The sequence below is a fragment of the Micromonospora fulviviridis genome (assembly GCF_014648395.1).
GTDB classification, from domain to species: Bacteria; Actinomycetota; Actinomycetes; order Mycobacteriales; family Micromonosporaceae; genus Micromonospora; species Micromonospora fulviviridis.
This window is the reverse complement of record NZ_BMRA01000003.1, coordinates 504882-519240: the sequence shown is the minus strand read 5'-3', so window position 1 is coordinate 519240 and position 14359 is coordinate 504882. Positions and strand designations below refer to the sequence as shown.

Below are 14359 nucleotides of genomic sequence, written 5' to 3'. Positions count from 1 at the left end.
CGATGAGAGTGCTGGTGGCAGGAGCGACCGGAGCGATGGGCAAGGAACTGGTGCCGCGTCTGGTCGATGCCGGACACGAGGTGTTCGCCATGATCCGCAGCGAATCCAACAAGGCCAGGGCAGCACAGCTGGGCGCGGTACCGGTCATCGCCGATGCGTTGGATCGCGCCCAGGTCGAGGCGGCCGTGCGCCAGGCGGCCCCGGAGGTGATCGTTCACCAGCTGACCGCCATCGGGCACGTCGACACCCGCCATTTCGAACGCAGCTTCGCCGCCACCAACCGGCTGCGGATCGAGGGCACCGACAACCTGCTCGCGGCCGCACGCGCCACAGGAGTACGACGGTTCGTCGCCCAGAGCAACGGCGCGTTCACCTACACGCGGACCGGCGGGCCGGTCAAGAACGAACAAGACCCCCTGGATCGCGCACCGGTCGACCAGATGGCACCGATGATCGCCGCCATCGAGCACTTGGAGAAGGCCGTGCTGGGCGCCGCCTGGACCGACGGGATCGTGCTGCGCTACGGCGCGTTCTACGGACCCGGCACCTCCATGGCGCCAGGCTCAGAGCAGCTCGAGATGATCCGCAAACGCAAGTTCCCGGTCGTCGGCGACGGCGGCGGGGTGTGGTCGTTCATCCACATCGCCGACGCCGCCGAGGCCACGGTCGCAGCGGTGGAGAACGGCGGCCGCGGTGTCTACAACATCGTCGATGACGATCCCGCCCCGGTCGCCGAATGGCTGCCGGAACTGGCAGCGATGCTGGGCGCCAAGAAACCGATGCGCGTACCGCGGTTCATCGGACGGCTGGCCGCCGGACAGGCCGGCGTCGTGCTCATGACCGAACTGCGGGGCGCCTCCAACGCCAAGGCCAAGCGCGAACTGGGCTGGCGCCCGACACACCCCACCTGGCGCCAAGGCTTCCAGGTTGTGCCGTGACTTGCTGAGCGTCGTTCTTCCCGCCTCGGTAGGTATTCGGGGAGCCGAATGCGTGTCGAAGGGCATCCATCCGGCAAGGATGGCTGCCCTTCGACCGTGCCCGACGTATCGCTGCCCCTTGGCTATCGGCTTCCACTGTGAGCATGATCTGGCGGCACCAGTGCACGCACATCGGCAGTTCAGGGTGCCCGCTCGACCCAGTGGCCAGCCACCGACCGTGACCGCTCTTCATCGATCAGCATGCACGGACTGCGGCATATCCGGACCTAGGATTCGACCACGAGCGGGTTGATGTCACGGTCTTCCACGCTAATAGGTCCGGCCCTGGTTCAGACTGGTCGGATGTCGAAGGACGTCAGGCACAGCTACAAGTGCGGTGCTCGGCTTGTTTTACGGCGGTGCACGAGTGTTGCGCGGTCACCCTGGAGGGCGGCCGTCAACTGATCCAAGCCCAGCGAACCCAGCTCCAGCGCCTGACGGTGGAATCTGCGCCGGTCGCCGGGGAAGGACGAGCGGCCTGCCAGCCACACGCGCTCACCCACCTTGTAGGCCAGCGCCTGCCCTGGCCGGCCCAGGTAACGCGCGAGTTCGGCGGACGCGTACGGCCCCTGGTGACAGCGGTCCCGCAGCAGCTTCAGCGCAGCATCCGGCGTCCACAAGGATCTGTCACCAGACGGCATCGGCAGTCGCAGGTGCAGGCCGATGTCGAGCACCACCCGTGCCGCCCGCAGGAGCTGCATATACAGATAACCCAGTCGAGCACCCGGCTGTTCATAGAGCCCGAGCTCGTCCATGAACCGCTCGGCGTACAGTGCCCAGCCCTCCTGGCTGCCGGAGAGGCCGCCGAGCAGGTTCAGCCGCTGCCCGAGGCCTCCCCGGCAGACCTCGGAGCCGAGGTGGAGGTGGTGGCCGGGAACGCCCTCGTGATAGGCGGTGCTGTAGGCGTACCAGGTGGGGAAACTCGCTGCGTCCTCGGGGAGGGACCACCAGACCCGGCCCGGCCGCGTCAGGTCCCGTGACGGCCCGGTGTAGGCAATGCCGGACGACGTGGTCAACCGCGACTCGATGCGCCGCAGCGGGGCGGGGATGTCGAAGTACACGCCGTCCAGTCGCTCGGTGGCGGCCTCCAACAGCTCCTGCAGCCACGCGGCGAACGCCTCCCTGCTGTGCAGCGTGCCGGGCGCGTCGGGGCTGGCGAGCAAGGCGAGCACCTCTGGCACGCTCCCGCCCTGGGCCTTCGCTTCCGCGATCAGCTCTGCCTCTATCGCTCGGAACTCGTCCCAGCCCCAGTCGTACAGCTCGCGCAGGTCAGGCTGGGCCGCGAGGAAGGTGCGCACCCAGAGTGCGTACCGCTGCTGGCCGAACGCTTCCTCCTCAACGGCCCGCGGTGCCAGGTCCGCGGTCAGCATCTCGGCCAGTTTCTGGTACGCCTCTCGCGAGCCCGTCACTGCGGCCTGCAACGACGCCCGCTGACGCCCCTCGCCGTAGCGATCCACCAGGGCGACATCGTCGTCGATCCATTTGCTGCAGGCTGCGTGACGAGCTCCACTTGACGGCGCGCCGGCAGATTGCCGCGCTCCGCGGCGAGTAAGAGGCTGCGGGCATACCCATCCAGGGCCGCGGGGATCGCGGCCAGGCGTGCGCCGACACGAGCCCAGCCCTCCTCGAACACCGCGCCCTCGGCGCCGCGGCCGGGAACCGCGGCCTCGACGGCCTGGCGGATTAGCTGAAGTGGACCGGTGGCCGCCGCGTGCAGTTCGCGCAGGTCGTCCCCGGCGTCGTGGAAGGCGATACGCGTATGCAGCCGTTCGGCGAGGTGGGCGTGCAGCGGGGTCGCGGCCGGCAGTGCGTCACCCAAGATCTCGAGCTCGCGCAGGGCACGGACTGCGAGGTCGGCGCGGGCCTGGTGGCCCTCCGGGCTGTAGTCGGTAAGCCCGTCGACATCCTGCTCGCCAGCCTCGACGACCGCCGTGCAGGGATCGAGCCTGGCCATGTCGCACAGGAGCCGATCCGGGAAGTCCTCGATCATGGGCGCAATGCTAGGGCCTTGCCCTAGCTGCCGTGACGCTCGAACAAGTCATGGCGATCTTCTCCAACGTGCTCGACGTCGACGAGCACGGCCTGCTGACGACGCAGGCGATGCCGCGGCGGACGAGTAGAGCGCTGCGTGCCTCGGCTCAAGGTGAGACAGAGCGGGGAACTTGATCTCGTCATGCCTAGGTCACACCACCCGCAAGTCGAGGGCGCCCTCGGGCCGCAGGAACGTCTCCGTGAACCTCCACGATCGCTCGCTGTATGCCGCTTCCAAGGTGACCGTCTCGGCGCCGTCCAGGGTCACCTCGACTGGCAAGCTGCTCTGCCAACTCACACGCACCCGCACCCGATGTTGGCCGGGCTGTACATCGAAGCTCTGCCTGGCCCCACGCTTGAGGCGTGCCACGACCTCGCCATCGACTTCGATCTTCATGCGGCTCAGAATCCCGCCAACGTCCATGGCACGACGAACCGTGATGATCGGCATAAGCTGCCCTCACATTCCCCGCGGTGCGTGATATCGGAGCACGGCAACGCCGTCGGCCGCGACACCCACCTGACTCATCTTCAGGGATTGGCATCGTTGAGGAGCGCCTTGGCGTGTCACTGCCTGATGGCACGCCCGGGCTGGTCACAGCGCCAGGGCGGCCAGCTCCGTGCGGCTGGTGACGCCGAGCTTCGGGTACGCCTTGTACAGGTGGTACGCGACCGTCTTGGGGCTGAGGAACAGCTGCGCGGCGATGTCCCGGTTGGACAGACCCGTGCCGGCGAGCCGGGCGATCTGCAGCTCCTGCGGAGTGAGGTCGGCGGCGGCCGACGCGGCTGGTTGCGGGGCGCGAAGCCCCGTGGCCTCCAGCTCGCCGCGCGCCCGCGCCGCCCACGGGGCCGCACCCAACTGGTCGAACGTGTGCAGGGCATGGTGCAGCCGGCCGCGGGCGTCGGCCTTGCGCCGGGCGCGGCGCAGCCACTCGCCGTACAGCAGTTCGGTGCGGGCCTGTTCGAAGGGGCGGCCGCCGGCCTTGAGGGCCAGCAGGTAGTCCTGCTCGTCGCCGGAGAGCAGCGCCCGGCACCGGTACGCCAGGGACGTCGCCCACGGCTGGTCCACCCGCTGCGCCCACGTCGAGAAGCGGGTGACCGCCTCCTCGGCCTGCTCGGGCACGCCGGCCCGGACGGCCGCCTCGACCAGGTCGGGCACGCTCCGGTACGCGCACACCTGGTGGGCGTACGGGTTCTCCTGCAGGGTGGCGAGCCGGGTCACGGCGGACTCGGCCCGGCCCTGGCCGAGGTCGAGCAGACCCAGCGCCCACAGCGTCCACGCCCGGCCGGCCGCCTCGGCGCCCGCCGCGGCGCCGTCCAGCGCCGAGGCCACCAGCTCCAGGCAGCGCGCCTCGTCGCCGGCCACGGCGGCCAGCACCGCCTGCACGGCGAGCAGCTGGCTGACCCACAGCGGCTGGCCGCCGTCGCGGGCGACCCGGACCGCCTCGTCGAGGCTGACCGCGGCGTCCCGATGCCGGCCGTGGAAGAACTCCGCCTCGGCGAGGAAGAACAGCAGCGTGGGCAGCAGCCCGAGGACGCCCTCCGTTCGGCAGCGGGCGACCAGGCCGGAGGCCAGCTCGTACGTCTCGGCGTCCTGGCCGGCGACGAAGCCGAGCCCGCAGAGCTGCACGCGGTCGCGGGGTTCGGCGCCTGCCTCGGCGGCGACCGCGGCCAGCGGCAGCGGTCGGCCCCGGACGGCGGCGACCTGGTAGCGGGCCACCGGATGGTCGAGGGTCGCGAGCTGGTCGAGGCAGGCGCCGAGGTACGGCTCGCCGAGGTACCAGGCCGGGTGGAACGCCGCCACCAGCAACGCGTCCCGCTGTCCCGGGTCGAGCTGCGCGCCCTGGCTCATCAGGTCGTACGCGGTCTGGTGGCCGCCCTGCCAGAACCAGGCGTGTCCTTCGATCCAGGCGACGCGGGCGTGGAAGGCCGGCTCGTTCACCACGCCGGCAGCCCGCTCGGCGAGCCGGACCGCGTTGTCGAGGTGCCCGGACTGCAGGCCGCTCTCGGCGGCCAGCAGCAGCCGGCGTGCCTGGGCGGCCTCGTCCCCGCTCAGTTCGGCGGCGCGCTCGAACGCGGCCAGCGCCGCGCCGTAGCCGCTGCGCGCGCGGGCCTGCTCGGCGGTGCGTTCCAGGGTGGCGGCCACCTGCTCGTCCGGTCCGGTGGTGGCCGCGGCGAGGTGCCAGGCCCGCCGGTCGGCGGTGTCGGGCGTGGTGAGCACCTCCGCGAGCGCCCGGTGCACGGCGAGCCGCTCCGGGTACGTGGCGGCGGCGTGCACGGCGGCGCGGACCAGCGGGTGGCGGAACCGCAGCCGCCGGCCGGTGACCTCGACGAGCCGGGCCTCCTCCGCCGGCCGCAGGTCCGCCGGGCCGCCGCCGAGGGGGGCGGCGGCGCGCAGCAGCACGTCCAGGTCGCCGGTGTCCTCGACGGCGGCGGCGAGCAGCAGCGCCCGGGCGCCGGCGGGCAGCCGGTCGACCTGGCCGTGGAACGCCGCCTGCAACCGGTCGGTGAGCGGCAGCGGGCCGCCGGGGTCGTCGGCCCGTACGACGCGGGGCAGCTCGATCAGCGCGAGCGGGTTGCCCTGCGCCTCGCCGAGCACCCGCATCCGTACCTCGGGAGGGAGCTGCGGGTCGAGCAGCCGGACGGCGTCGGCCGGCGTGAGCGCGCCGACGGTCAGTTCGGGCAGGCCGGGGGCGGGAAAGACCCCGTCCCGGGCCGCGAAGATCATCACGACGCCCTCGGCGTGCAGCCGGCGCGCGGCGAACAGCAGCGCCTCGGCGGAGACGCTGTCCAGCCAGTGCGCGTCGTCGACGAGGCAGAGCAGCGGACCGTCCTCGGCCAGGTCCGCCAGGAGCGACAGCACGGCGAGCCCTACCAGCAGCCGGTCGGCCTGGGCGCCGCCGCCGAGCCCGAACACCGCGGCGAGCACCTGCCGCTGCGGTGCGGGCAGCCGGTCGAGGCGGTCGAGCGCCGGCCGTACGAGCTGGCTCAGCCCGGCGAACGGAAGCTCGGCCTCGAACTCGGCGGCGCTGGCGCGCAGCACGCGCAGCGGCCGGCCCGCCGGCGACGTCAGCTCGGCGGCCCAGTCCAGCAGCGCGGTCTTGCCGATGCCCGGACCGCCCCGCAGCACCAACGCGGCGCTCTCCCCCGCCCGGGCCCGCGCCACCAGGGCCGCGATCCGGTCCTGCTCTGCGGCGCGGCCGTGCAACATTCTCCGCACCCTACACAGGTACGCGGTACCTAAGCGCTACCGATTCCCGGGCGCCGGATCATCCATAGCGTCGTGGCCATGGAACTGATCGAGAAGTACCTCACCGCCTGGAACACCACCGACGCCGCCGCCCGCCGGGCCCTCATCGACGAGGTGTGGACGGCCGACGGGACGTACACCGACCCGCTGGCCTCCGTCGCCGGCCGCGACCAGATCGACGCGCTGATCGCCGGCGTGCAGCAGCAGTTCCCCGGCCTGGAGTTCAGCCTCGCTGGCCCGGTCGACGCCCACCACGACCTGGCCCGGTTCACCTGGAACCTCGGCCCGCGCGGCGCCGAGCCGATCGTTGTCGGCTTCGACGTCGCGGTCATCACCGACGGCCGCATCGCCACCGTGCACGGCTTCCTGGACCGGGTGCCGGCATGACGCTCCTGAACGCGCGGCCGGTGCGGGTCACCGCACCGGCCGCGCGGCCCGGCGCCTTCCTGCCGGTCCTGCTGATCTCGACGTTCATGACCGCGATCGACGCGTTCATCGTCAACGTGGCCCTGCCGGCGATGCAACGCGACCTGCACGCCGGCCCGGCCGCGCTGCAGTGGGTGGTCGCCGGCTACGTCCTCGCGGTGGCCGCCGGCCTGATCACCGGCGGCCGGCTGGGCGACCGGTATGGCCGCCGCCGGGTTTTCGGCCTCGGAGTGGCGCTGTTCACCGCGGCCTCGGTGCTCTGCGGGCTGGCGCCCACCGCGGGTGTCCTGGTGGGCGCCCGGGTGCTCCAGGGACTCGCGGCGGCGCTGCTCATGCCGCAGGTGCTGGCCATCGTGCGCACCAGCGTCGCGCCGGCCGAGCAGCCGAAGGCGATCGCCCGGTACGGCCTGACGCTGGGTCTGGGCGCCGTCTTCGGCCAGTTGATCGGCGGCCTGCTGATCCGGGCGGACCTGTTCGGCCTGGACTGGCGGCTGTGCTTCCTCATCAACCTGCCGATCGGGGTGGCCGCGCTGGCGCTGCTGCGCCGGGTGCCGGAGTCCCGCCACCCGTCGACCCGGCTCGACCTGGCCGGCGTGGTCCTGGTCAGCGCGGCGCTGGTGGCGCTGGTCCTGCCGCTGGTGGAGGGGCGGGAGCAGGGCTGGCCGGTGTGGACCTGGCTGAGTCTGGCCGCCTCGGTGCTGCTGTTCGCGCAGTTCGGGGCGACCCAGCGGCGCAGCGCGCAACCCCTGGTGCATCCCACGCTGTTCCGGGAGCGGGCGTTCTCGGTGGGGCTCGTGGCCACCCAGGTGTTCTGGATGGGGCAGGCGTCGTTCTTCCTCATCCTGGCGCTCTACCTGCAGGTCGAGCGGGGCCTGTCGGCGCTGGAGTCGGGCGTCGTCTTCATCGCCATCGGCGCCGGCTACCTGGCCACCTCGACGTACGCGCACCGGATCGCCGCCCGGCTCGGTCGGCAGGTGGTCAGCGTGGGCGCGCTGGTGATGGTCGCGGGCCTGTACGGCATGTGGCAGGCGGCCGGGCACGGGACCGGCTGGCTCGTGCCGGGGCTGGCCGTGGACGGCATCGGCATGGGCATCGCGCTCGCCCCGCTCACCACCACCGTGCTCTCCCGGATCACCCCGCAGCACACCGGGGCCGCCGCCGGAGTGCTCGCCACGGTGAACCAGACCGGCAACGCGGTCGGGGTGGCGCTCATCGGCATCGTCTTCTACCGGGCCGCGGATCTGACCGGCGGGTTCCGGGCCGGGCTGGTCTTGCTCATCGTGCTGGAACTGGCGCTGGCCGCGATCATCCAACTGCTGCCGAGGCGATGACGCCGTACGCACCGGCCGCCGCCCCTCGGGCCGGCGGCCGGTGGGCCGCTCCCCCACGGCGGTCTACCGGCGGGGCGTTTCCTCGGTCAGGCGGACACCGGGCCGCTGGTGGGGGCGTCCCGGATGGCGAGTGCGGCCTGGACGAGCGCGGCGTGGGTGAGCGTCTGGGGGTAGTTGCCGAGGTGGGCGCCGGTCGCGGGGTCCATCTCCTCGGCGTAGAGGCCGAGCGGGCTGGCGTGGTCGAGCAGGGTCTGGAACAGCTCGACGGCCTCGCGGTGGCGCCCGGTGCGGGCCAGGGCCTGCACGAGCCAGAACGAGCAGGGCAGGAACGCGCCTTCGCCGCCGGGGAACCCGTCACGGCCCGGCGGGTAGCGGTAGAGCAGCGGACCGCCGGCGGAGAGCCGGTCCCGGACGGCGTCGATGGTGCCCCGCACCCGGGGCGACTCGATGTCGTCCAGGTCGAGCAGCGGCAGGACGAGCAGGGCTGCATCCAGGTCCTGGGTGCCGTAGCCGCGGACGTAGCAGCCCGCCTCGGGGTCGAAGCCGCGCGTCCGGACCTCGGCGGCGATCGCGTCCCGTGCCTCCTGCCAGCGCCGGCGTTGGCGGTCGGGCAGCGGATGGGTGTCGGCGATGCGGAGGGCGCGGTCCAGCGCGAGCCAGCCCATGAGCTTGGAATGGACGTGCTGGGTCGGTTCGCGGACCTCCCAGATGCCGGCGTCGGGCTCCTGCCAGCGGCCGGCGACCACGTCGGCGAAGCCGCGCACCGCCCGCCACGTCTCGCTGTAGAGGCGCTGTCCGGCCTGCGCGAACGCCCAGGCGGCGTCGACCACCCAGCCGTAGCCGTCGAGCTGGTGCTGGCCGGCGGCGCCGTTGCCGATCCGTACCGGGACGCTGGCGAGGTAGCCGGGCCAGCCGGGCAGGTCGCGTTCGGCCGGTACGTTGCGACCGTGCAGGGTGAGTAGTGCGGGCAGGCGGGGCCGCTGCAGCCGGCTGGCGTGCAGCAGCCAGGCGAGGAAGCCGTGGGCCTCCCTGGCCTTGCCGACGCCGAGGAAGGCGCTGACGCCGATGCTGGCGTCCCGGGGCCAGACGTAGCGGTAGTCCCAGTTGCGTATCCCGCCGGGATCCTCGGGCAACGACGTCGTGGGCGCCGCCACCGGAGCCTGCGACGGCGAGTAGGTGAGCAGCCGCATGGTCAGCAGGCTCCGGACGACGGCCTCGCGGAAAGGCAGCGACTCGTCGATCTCGGTGCTCCAGTCCCGCCACCGGTTCTCGTCCTCGACGAGTAGGTCCCAGGCTGCTGCCGGGTCGACGTGGATCAGCGGTTCGCGGTGGGCGAAGGCCAGCACGAGGGTGATCGGGCTGCCGGGCCGGACCGTGATCGAGGTGGACCGGCCGGTCTCGATGGCGAGCTCGGGCGCACTCGCCAGGGAGATCGCAACCGACCCCCACGCACAGACCAGGGCCTGGCGACGGTGATGGATCCGGGGCCGGCGGTGCAGGGCGCCGAGGCGGGGGTCGAACTCCACGACGGCCTCGACCGCCGCGTGCTCGGCCGACAGCCGCCGCACCAGCAGAGTCGTCGGCAGCAGGCGACCGCTGACCTCGGCCACCATGCCCTCGGTGAGGGTGAGGCGGCCGCCGCCCACCGCCCAGGTCGTCTCCAGGGTGGCGGTGTGCTGGCGGTAGCGTCGGTCGACGACCGTCCCGGGCCGGGCCGGGCCGACCCGAAACGTTCCGGCCTCCGGGCCACCGACCAGCCGGCCGAACAGCGGCTCGCCGTCGAAGCGCGGCACACAGAGCCAGTCGATCCCGCCGTCGCCGGCCACGAGGGCGGCGGTGCGGGTGTCACCCAGCAGCCCGTACTCGCTGATCGGTGCCGGCCGTCGGGAAGCCCGGTCGAATCCGCCAGTCATGAAGATCGCTCCCTCACCCGTCGGCGACCACGGGTCAGTCGGCCCGGAGGAGCAGTCCGAGGACGATCCCGTAGATGACGTGGACGACGACCGCGACCGCGGGAGTCTGCACGCCGTAGTTGACGGCGAACAGGCCGGGCGGCTCCAACACGGCCGTGCTGGTCAGGCCGGCCCGCTGCGAGGCCATGCGGGGATGGACGCCCGGAAGCAGCGGCAGGAGCACCGTCAGCGCGATGCCGACGTGCAGCAGCCCGAGCAGCGCCCCGATCCACCAGGTGGCCCGGTGCAGCACGGCGAACGTGGCCGCGTAGCCGAGGGCGAAGCCCTGACCGGCGCAGAGGTGGATGACGAACCCGACGATCCGGGCCCGATCGGGATCCTCGGTGACCAGGGTCCCGAGCACCAGGGGAAAATCCAGGCGGGTGAGGCCGGCCAGTTGCGCGGTGATCAACGCCGCGGTGAGCGCCGCGGTGGCGACCAACCCGAACAGACCCCATCCGGCCCAGTCCATCTCAGCAATGGCCGACGTCGCGCTTGTTCCCGGTCACGGCGAGCGTTCCGGCACGGGTGGATGTTCTTCCTGGCATGGGTCCATCCCTCAGCTGCACAACGTGAAGGGCACTACGGCTCTGATCAGGGCGTGCGCCTCGCACCGGCACGGACCACCGCGGCCGCCCCCGGCTTCACCATAAGCCACCCACCCGGGCACATCGGCCTGCTTGTGGAGGTATGGGCTTCCCCCGGTTTCGCGTGGGGGAACGGCCTCCAACATGATCTACCCAGTCGTCGCCGATCTCGCCGTCGGCGGTTCTGGTCAACCGGCGGTTCGTCGTCGACCGGCCGGACGCATTGTGGGTCACCGACATCACCCTCGCAGCGCGGAGGCGAAGATGCCGGGTAGGGCCGCCCAACGGGGCCGGGCGGCGAACGCGGTCAGCCGCCGCCCGGTCGAAGCGGCGGTGCGGTTGGTGAGGAACCACGGCGGTTTCGGGGTGATGCTGAACTCGCCGGTCATGACCGAGCGCGGCAGCGGCCGAAACGGCCCGTACACGACGGTCCGCTCGGGACGGTGCAGCAGCAGCGAGTTGTGCACGATACCGCGGCCGCTTTGGATGTCGTCGAGCGTATGCCCGGGAAGGGCTCCCCAGGTGGCGCGGGCCGTCAGGTAGCCCACGCCGGTCCAGGCGTTGACGCCGATGGTGCCGTAGCGCAGCCGGGCAATGCTCTCGCGCAGGCGCGCGGCCAGCTGTCGCTGCGTGCGGGAGTCGATCACCAGGTTGGCGCCCAGCGTGCCGTGCATGCGCTCGTTGGCGGCGTCGACCGCGGCGTTGAGGAACTCCAGGCCCGTGCCGGGCAGCTCGGCGACGCCGAGGACCGGGCCGAAGTACTCGGCGCCGAACGCGGACTCCGCATCGTCGCCGAGGTCCAAGCCCCACAGCACGGTGCGCTCGGCGGTGCCGCCGACGGCCTCGAAGTGCGGGTGCGCCCGCCGCGCGTCGGCCACCCGCAGGTCGCAGCCGGGATACCAGGCGGGGCGGGCGGGCGCGTTGCTGAAGGCGGCGCGAAGCGCGGTGAGGAACTCCTGCTTCTGCGGCCAGTCGCTGCTGACAATGACGATCTGGGCAGCGATGCAGTTGAAGCCGCTGTTGTGCAGGCGCTGGGTGGCGATGTGCTCGGCCTGGAAGCGGATGTCCGCCTTGGACCAGCGGCCGGGCACCACGATGGCCGGGGACACCCCGCCGAGTTCGCTGGTGATCGGCTTGTCCAGCCGTGGGGTTCCCACGGCCTTCGCCGCGGCGCCCGCCTCCCCCGCGCCCCAGACGATCGCGTCGTGGGTGGCTTCGCTGCCGGTGATGTGTACGGCGTCGACACCCTCGTGGGTCACCAGGTGGTCGCCGACCTGCGCGTCGCCGGTGACGATGCGCAGGTAGCCGCGGTCGATGAACGGGGCGAACACCGCCTCGAACACCGGCAGCAGCGGGTCAGTGACCGGGTTGAGCTTGAGCAGGACCACGCGGTTGTACGCGTACAGCTGGTAGAGCACGTCCAGCGGGGCGATCGAGAAGATGTTGCCGGCGCCCATGACCACGGCAACGCCGGCCGTCTGCGCGGGGGCGCGCAGGCCCAGACCGGCGTGCTCGCGGGTCTCCTCCTCGGTGACGCCGGGCTGCATCCACACCTCGGCCCGGAAGCCGCTGAGCAGCAGCCGGTCGAAGACGTTGTACGGCAGCACGCCGACGGTGACTCGGCCACCGGGCGCGGCTCCGATCGGGCACCCGGCCAGCAGGTCACGGCCTTGCTCGAGGCGGGTCAGCGTCTCGGCCAGCGCAGGCATGTACCCCAGGACCGCCCACGGGCCGCTGATCCATTCCTCGCCGAGTATCGGGGAGCCGGCGGGCAACTGCTTGATGGCAGCGGCGACGCGTACCCATTCGTCGGCGTGGGCGGCGACGTTGGCGTGCACCTGCAGCAGCAGGGCGCGGCGGGAGGCGAGCGACTCGCGGGCCCAGCCGCGCTCGCCGTCGGAGAGCTCGGCGATCATCTGGTCGAGTCGGGCGGTGACGGTGGGGCTGATGCTCATCAGGGCGACGTCCTTGTCGGCGAAGGTCGGCGGTGCGGCGTGCTCGGTCGGTCCGGTCGGCCCCGCATCCGGCGGACGGTGCGGCGGTCGGGTCCGGGTCTTCTGCAGTGCGCAGCGATCAGACCGTCGCCTGCCGTCCTGCCGACGGCAGGCGACGGTATCCGGAAGCCGGAGCGGGTCGGGTCGGGTCGGGTCGGGTCGGGCTACGCGACCAGGTCGGCCGGGGCCTCGATCCCCCGCTTGAGGATCTTGCCGGTGGGCGACTTCGGCAGCTCGTCAACGATCCACACGTGCCGCGGGTACTTGTACGCCGCCGCCTGCGCCTTCACGTGCTCGCGCAGCTCCTCGGCGGTTGCCGTGGCGCCGTCCTTCAGCGCGACCGCCGCACAGATCTCCTCGCCCAGCTCCGCGTGCGGGATGCCGATGACGGCCGCCTCACGCACCGCCGGGTGCTCGTACAGCAACTCCTCGACCTCACGTGGGTACACGTTGTACCCACCACGGATGATCATGCCCTTCTTACGGTCGACGATGAAGAAGTAGCCCTCGTCGTCCATGCGACCCAGGTCACCGGAACGGAACCAGCCGTCCGCGTCGATCGCCTCCGCGGTCGCGTCCGACCGGCCCCAGTACCCCTTCATGATGTTGTGGCCGCGGATCACGATCTCACCGACGCCGTTCTCGACATCGCGCAGCGCCATCTCCACCCCGGCAACGGGCGTGCCGATCGACCCGGCCTTGCGCTCGCGGTCGGCGTGGTTGAACGACACGATCGGCGAGGTCTCCGACAGCCCGTAGCCCTCCAGCACGATGCAGCCGAACTCGGCCTCGAACGCCCGCAGCACCTCCACCGGCAGAGCCGCCCCGCCCGACACGCACAGCCGCAGGCTGTCCACGTCGGACCTGGCCCGCTCCGGGTAGGTCAGCAGCGCGACGTACATGGTCGGCACGCCCTCAAAGATCGTCACCCGGTGGTGGTGGATCGTGTCGAGCACCGCCTGCGGGTCGAAGCGCGGCACCAGCGCCAGGCAGGCCCCGCCGGCGACCGCGGCATTGAGCCCACAGGTCTGCCCGAACGAGTGGAACAGCGGGAGAGCCCCCAGCACGACGTCGCCGGCCGTCAGCGTGAGCAAATCGATCGCGACCTCGGCGTTGCGGGTGAGGTTGGCGTGGGTCAGCTCGGCGCCCTTGGGCGTGCCTGTGGTGCCGGAGGTGTACAGGATGACGGCGGTGTCGCTTCCGTCGCGCTCGACTACCCCGACCTGCGGCGTGATCTCCGCCAGCAGGGTCTCGAACGGGCCCGGCGTCACCAGCACACACTCGGTCCCGGCCGTGGCCGCGCCAGCCGTGGCGTCCTCGGCGAACCCGTGCCAGGCCAGCACCACCTTGGCCTGCGAATCGCCCAGGTAGAACGCCACCTCACGCGACTTGAGCAGCACGTTCATCGGCACCACCACCGCGCCGGCGCGCAGGATGCCGTAGTACGCGGCGGCGAACTGCGGCACGTTGGGCAACATGATGCCGACCCGGTCGCCGGGCTGCACGCCGCGGTCGCGCAGCAGCCCGGCCACCCGGGCGCTCGCCTCGTCGAGCTGGGCGAACGACAGCACCGCGTCGCCGAGCCGGATGGCGGGAGCGGCGCCGTCGCGGGCCGCCGAGGCGGCCAGGTTCTGGGCAAGGTTGGTCATGACCAGGTCTCCCTGTTTCGTGCGGATGGATGGACGGTGGGTCGGCGGCTGCGGCGCCCAGCGGATGCTGGCCGTAACGGCGCTCATTGGCCGGGCCGCGATCGAAACGACGGCACCGCATGGGGTGTCGCTGTGGCGGCCCGGGCGACCAGCCCCGCCGCC

Annotated in this window: 12 protein-coding genes; 4 read left to right on the top strand and 8 right to left on the bottom strand. The window is 72.2% G+C overall.

The genetic code is table 11. The features are described from left to right. Window positions 1–2 precede the first annotated feature (2 nt). Window positions 3–938: an NAD-dependent epimerase/dehydratase family protein gene (locus IEY96_RS10950; RefSeq protein ID WP_189194688.1), complete on the top strand. Its 936-nt coding sequence runs from the start codon at window positions 3–5 to the stop codon at window positions 936–938. 365 nt (window positions 939–1303) lie between these two features. Here IEY96_RS10950 and IEY96_RS10945 read toward each other — a convergent pair whose 3' ends face one another. Further along, window positions 1304–2434: a DUF885 domain-containing protein gene (locus tag IEY96_RS10945; RefSeq protein WP_268247144.1), complete on the bottom strand. Its 1131-nt coding sequence runs from the start codon at window positions 2432–2434 to the stop codon at window positions 1304–1306. Beyond that, window positions 2383–2967: a DUF885 family protein gene (locus IEY96_RS33125; RefSeq protein WP_268247143.1), complete on the bottom strand. Its 585-nt coding sequence runs from the start codon at window positions 2965–2967 to the stop codon at window positions 2383–2385. The genes IEY96_RS10945 and IEY96_RS33125 overlap by 52 nt, the downstream gene beginning before the upstream one ends. Before the next feature lie 32 nt (window positions 2968–2999). Between IEY96_RS33125 and IEY96_RS10940 the strand changes: the two genes are divergently transcribed. Further along, window positions 3000–3143, top strand: a complete 144-nt coding sequence (locus IEY96_RS10940; RefSeq protein ID WP_189194687.1) for a hypothetical protein — start codon at window positions 3000–3002, stop codon at window positions 3141–3143. Window positions 3144–3159: 16 nt separating this feature from the next. On the opposite strand, the gene IEY96_RS10935 is transcribed toward IEY96_RS10940, so the two are convergent. Together IEY96_RS10935 and IEY96_RS10930 are read right to left on the bottom strand one after the other, a co-directional pair. Next, the gene (locus tag IEY96_RS10935) at window positions 3160–3405 is read right to left on the bottom strand and encodes a hypothetical protein (protein WP_189194686.1); all 246 of its coding nucleotides are present in this window, start codon (window positions 3403–3405) and stop codon (window positions 3160–3162) included. Window positions 3406–3603: 198 nt separating this feature from the next. Beyond that, a complete protein-coding gene (locus IEY96_RS10930; RefSeq protein ID WP_189194685.1) occupies window positions 3604–6219 on the bottom strand; it encodes a helix-turn-helix transcriptional regulator in 2616 nt (871 codons plus the stop codon). 78 nt (window positions 6220–6297) lie between these two features. On the opposite strand from IEY96_RS10930, the gene IEY96_RS10925 reads away from it, so the two are divergent. Together IEY96_RS10925 and IEY96_RS10920 are read left to right on the top strand one after the other, a co-directional pair. Beyond that, window positions 6298–6645: a nuclear transport factor 2 family protein gene (locus tag IEY96_RS10925; RefSeq protein ID WP_189194684.1), complete on the top strand. Its 348-nt coding sequence runs from the start codon at window positions 6298–6300 to the stop codon at window positions 6643–6645. Continuing rightward, the gene (locus IEY96_RS10920) at window positions 6642–8015 is read left to right on the top strand and encodes an MFS transporter (RefSeq protein ID WP_189194683.1); all 1374 of its coding nucleotides are present in this window, start codon (window positions 6642–6644) and stop codon (window positions 8013–8015) included. The genes IEY96_RS10925 and IEY96_RS10920 overlap by 4 nt, the downstream gene beginning before the upstream one ends. A gap of 86 nt (window positions 8016–8101) precedes the next feature. Here the strand turns inward: IEY96_RS10920 and IEY96_RS10915 are convergent, their stop codons facing one another. The 4 genes from IEY96_RS10915 to IEY96_RS10900 form a co-directional block, all read right to left on the bottom strand. After that, the gene (locus IEY96_RS10915; RefSeq protein WP_189194682.1) at window positions 8102–9928 is read right to left on the bottom strand and encodes a glycoside hydrolase family 15 protein; all 1827 of its coding nucleotides are present in this window, start codon (window positions 9926–9928) and stop codon (window positions 8102–8104) included. A gap of 34 nt (window positions 9929–9962) precedes the next feature. Continuing rightward, the gene (locus IEY96_RS10910) at window positions 9963–10439 is read right to left on the bottom strand and encodes a hypothetical protein (protein ID WP_189194681.1); all 477 of its coding nucleotides are present in this window, start codon (window positions 10437–10439) and stop codon (window positions 9963–9965) included. Between the two features lie 354 nt (window positions 10440–10793). Further along, window positions 10794–12509, bottom strand: coding sequence for an aldehyde dehydrogenase family protein (locus tag IEY96_RS10905; RefSeq protein ID WP_189194680.1), 1716 nt, complete (start codon window positions 12507–12509; stop codon window positions 10794–10796). A gap of 203 nt (window positions 12510–12712) precedes the next feature. Further along, a complete protein-coding gene (locus IEY96_RS10900; protein ID WP_189194679.1) occupies window positions 12713–14197 on the bottom strand; it encodes a long-chain-fatty-acid--CoA ligase in 1485 nt (494 codons plus the stop codon). Between the last annotated feature and the right edge of the window lie 162 nt (window positions 14198–14359).

What these genes read in the sequence shown, in the direction of transcription:
- IEY96_RS10950 (WP_189194688.1), top strand. Translation starts at nt 3, where the DNA reads ATGAGAGTGCTGGTGGCAGGAGCGACCGGAGCGATGGGCAAGGAACTG.
- IEY96_RS33125 (WP_268247143.1), bottom strand. Translation starts at nt 2,967, where the DNA reads ATGATCGAGGACTTCCCGGATCGGCTCCTGTGCGACATGGCCAGGCTC.
- IEY96_RS10935 (WP_189194686.1), bottom strand. Translation starts at nt 3,405, where the DNA reads ATGAAGATCGAAGTCGATGGCGAGGTCGTGGCACGCCTCAAGCGTGGG.
- IEY96_RS10930 (WP_189194685.1), bottom strand. Translation starts at nt 6,219, where the DNA reads ATGTTGCACGGCCGCGCCGCAGAGCAGGACCGGATCGCGGCCCTGGTG.
- IEY96_RS10925 (WP_189194684.1), top strand. Translation starts at nt 6,298, where the DNA reads ATGGAACTGATCGAGAAGTACCTCACCGCCTGGAACACCACCGACGCC.
- IEY96_RS10920 (WP_189194683.1), top strand. Translation starts at nt 6,642, where the DNA reads ATGACGCTCCTGAACGCGCGGCCGGTGCGGGTCACCGCACCGGCCGCG.
- IEY96_RS10915 (WP_189194682.1), bottom strand. Translation starts at nt 9,928, where the DNA reads ATGACTGGCGGATTCGACCGGGCTTCCCGACGGCCGGCACCGATCAGC.
- IEY96_RS10910 (WP_189194681.1), bottom strand. Translation starts at nt 10,439, where the DNA reads ATGGACTGGGCCGGATGGGGTCTGTTCGGGTTGGTCGCCACCGCGGCG.
- IEY96_RS10905 (WP_189194680.1), bottom strand. Translation starts at nt 12,509, where the DNA reads ATGAGCATCAGCCCCACCGTCACCGCCCGACTCGACCAGATGATCGCC.
- IEY96_RS10900 (WP_189194679.1), bottom strand. Translation starts at nt 14,197, where the DNA reads ATGACCAACCTTGCCCAGAACCTGGCCGCCTCGGCGGCCCGCGACGGC.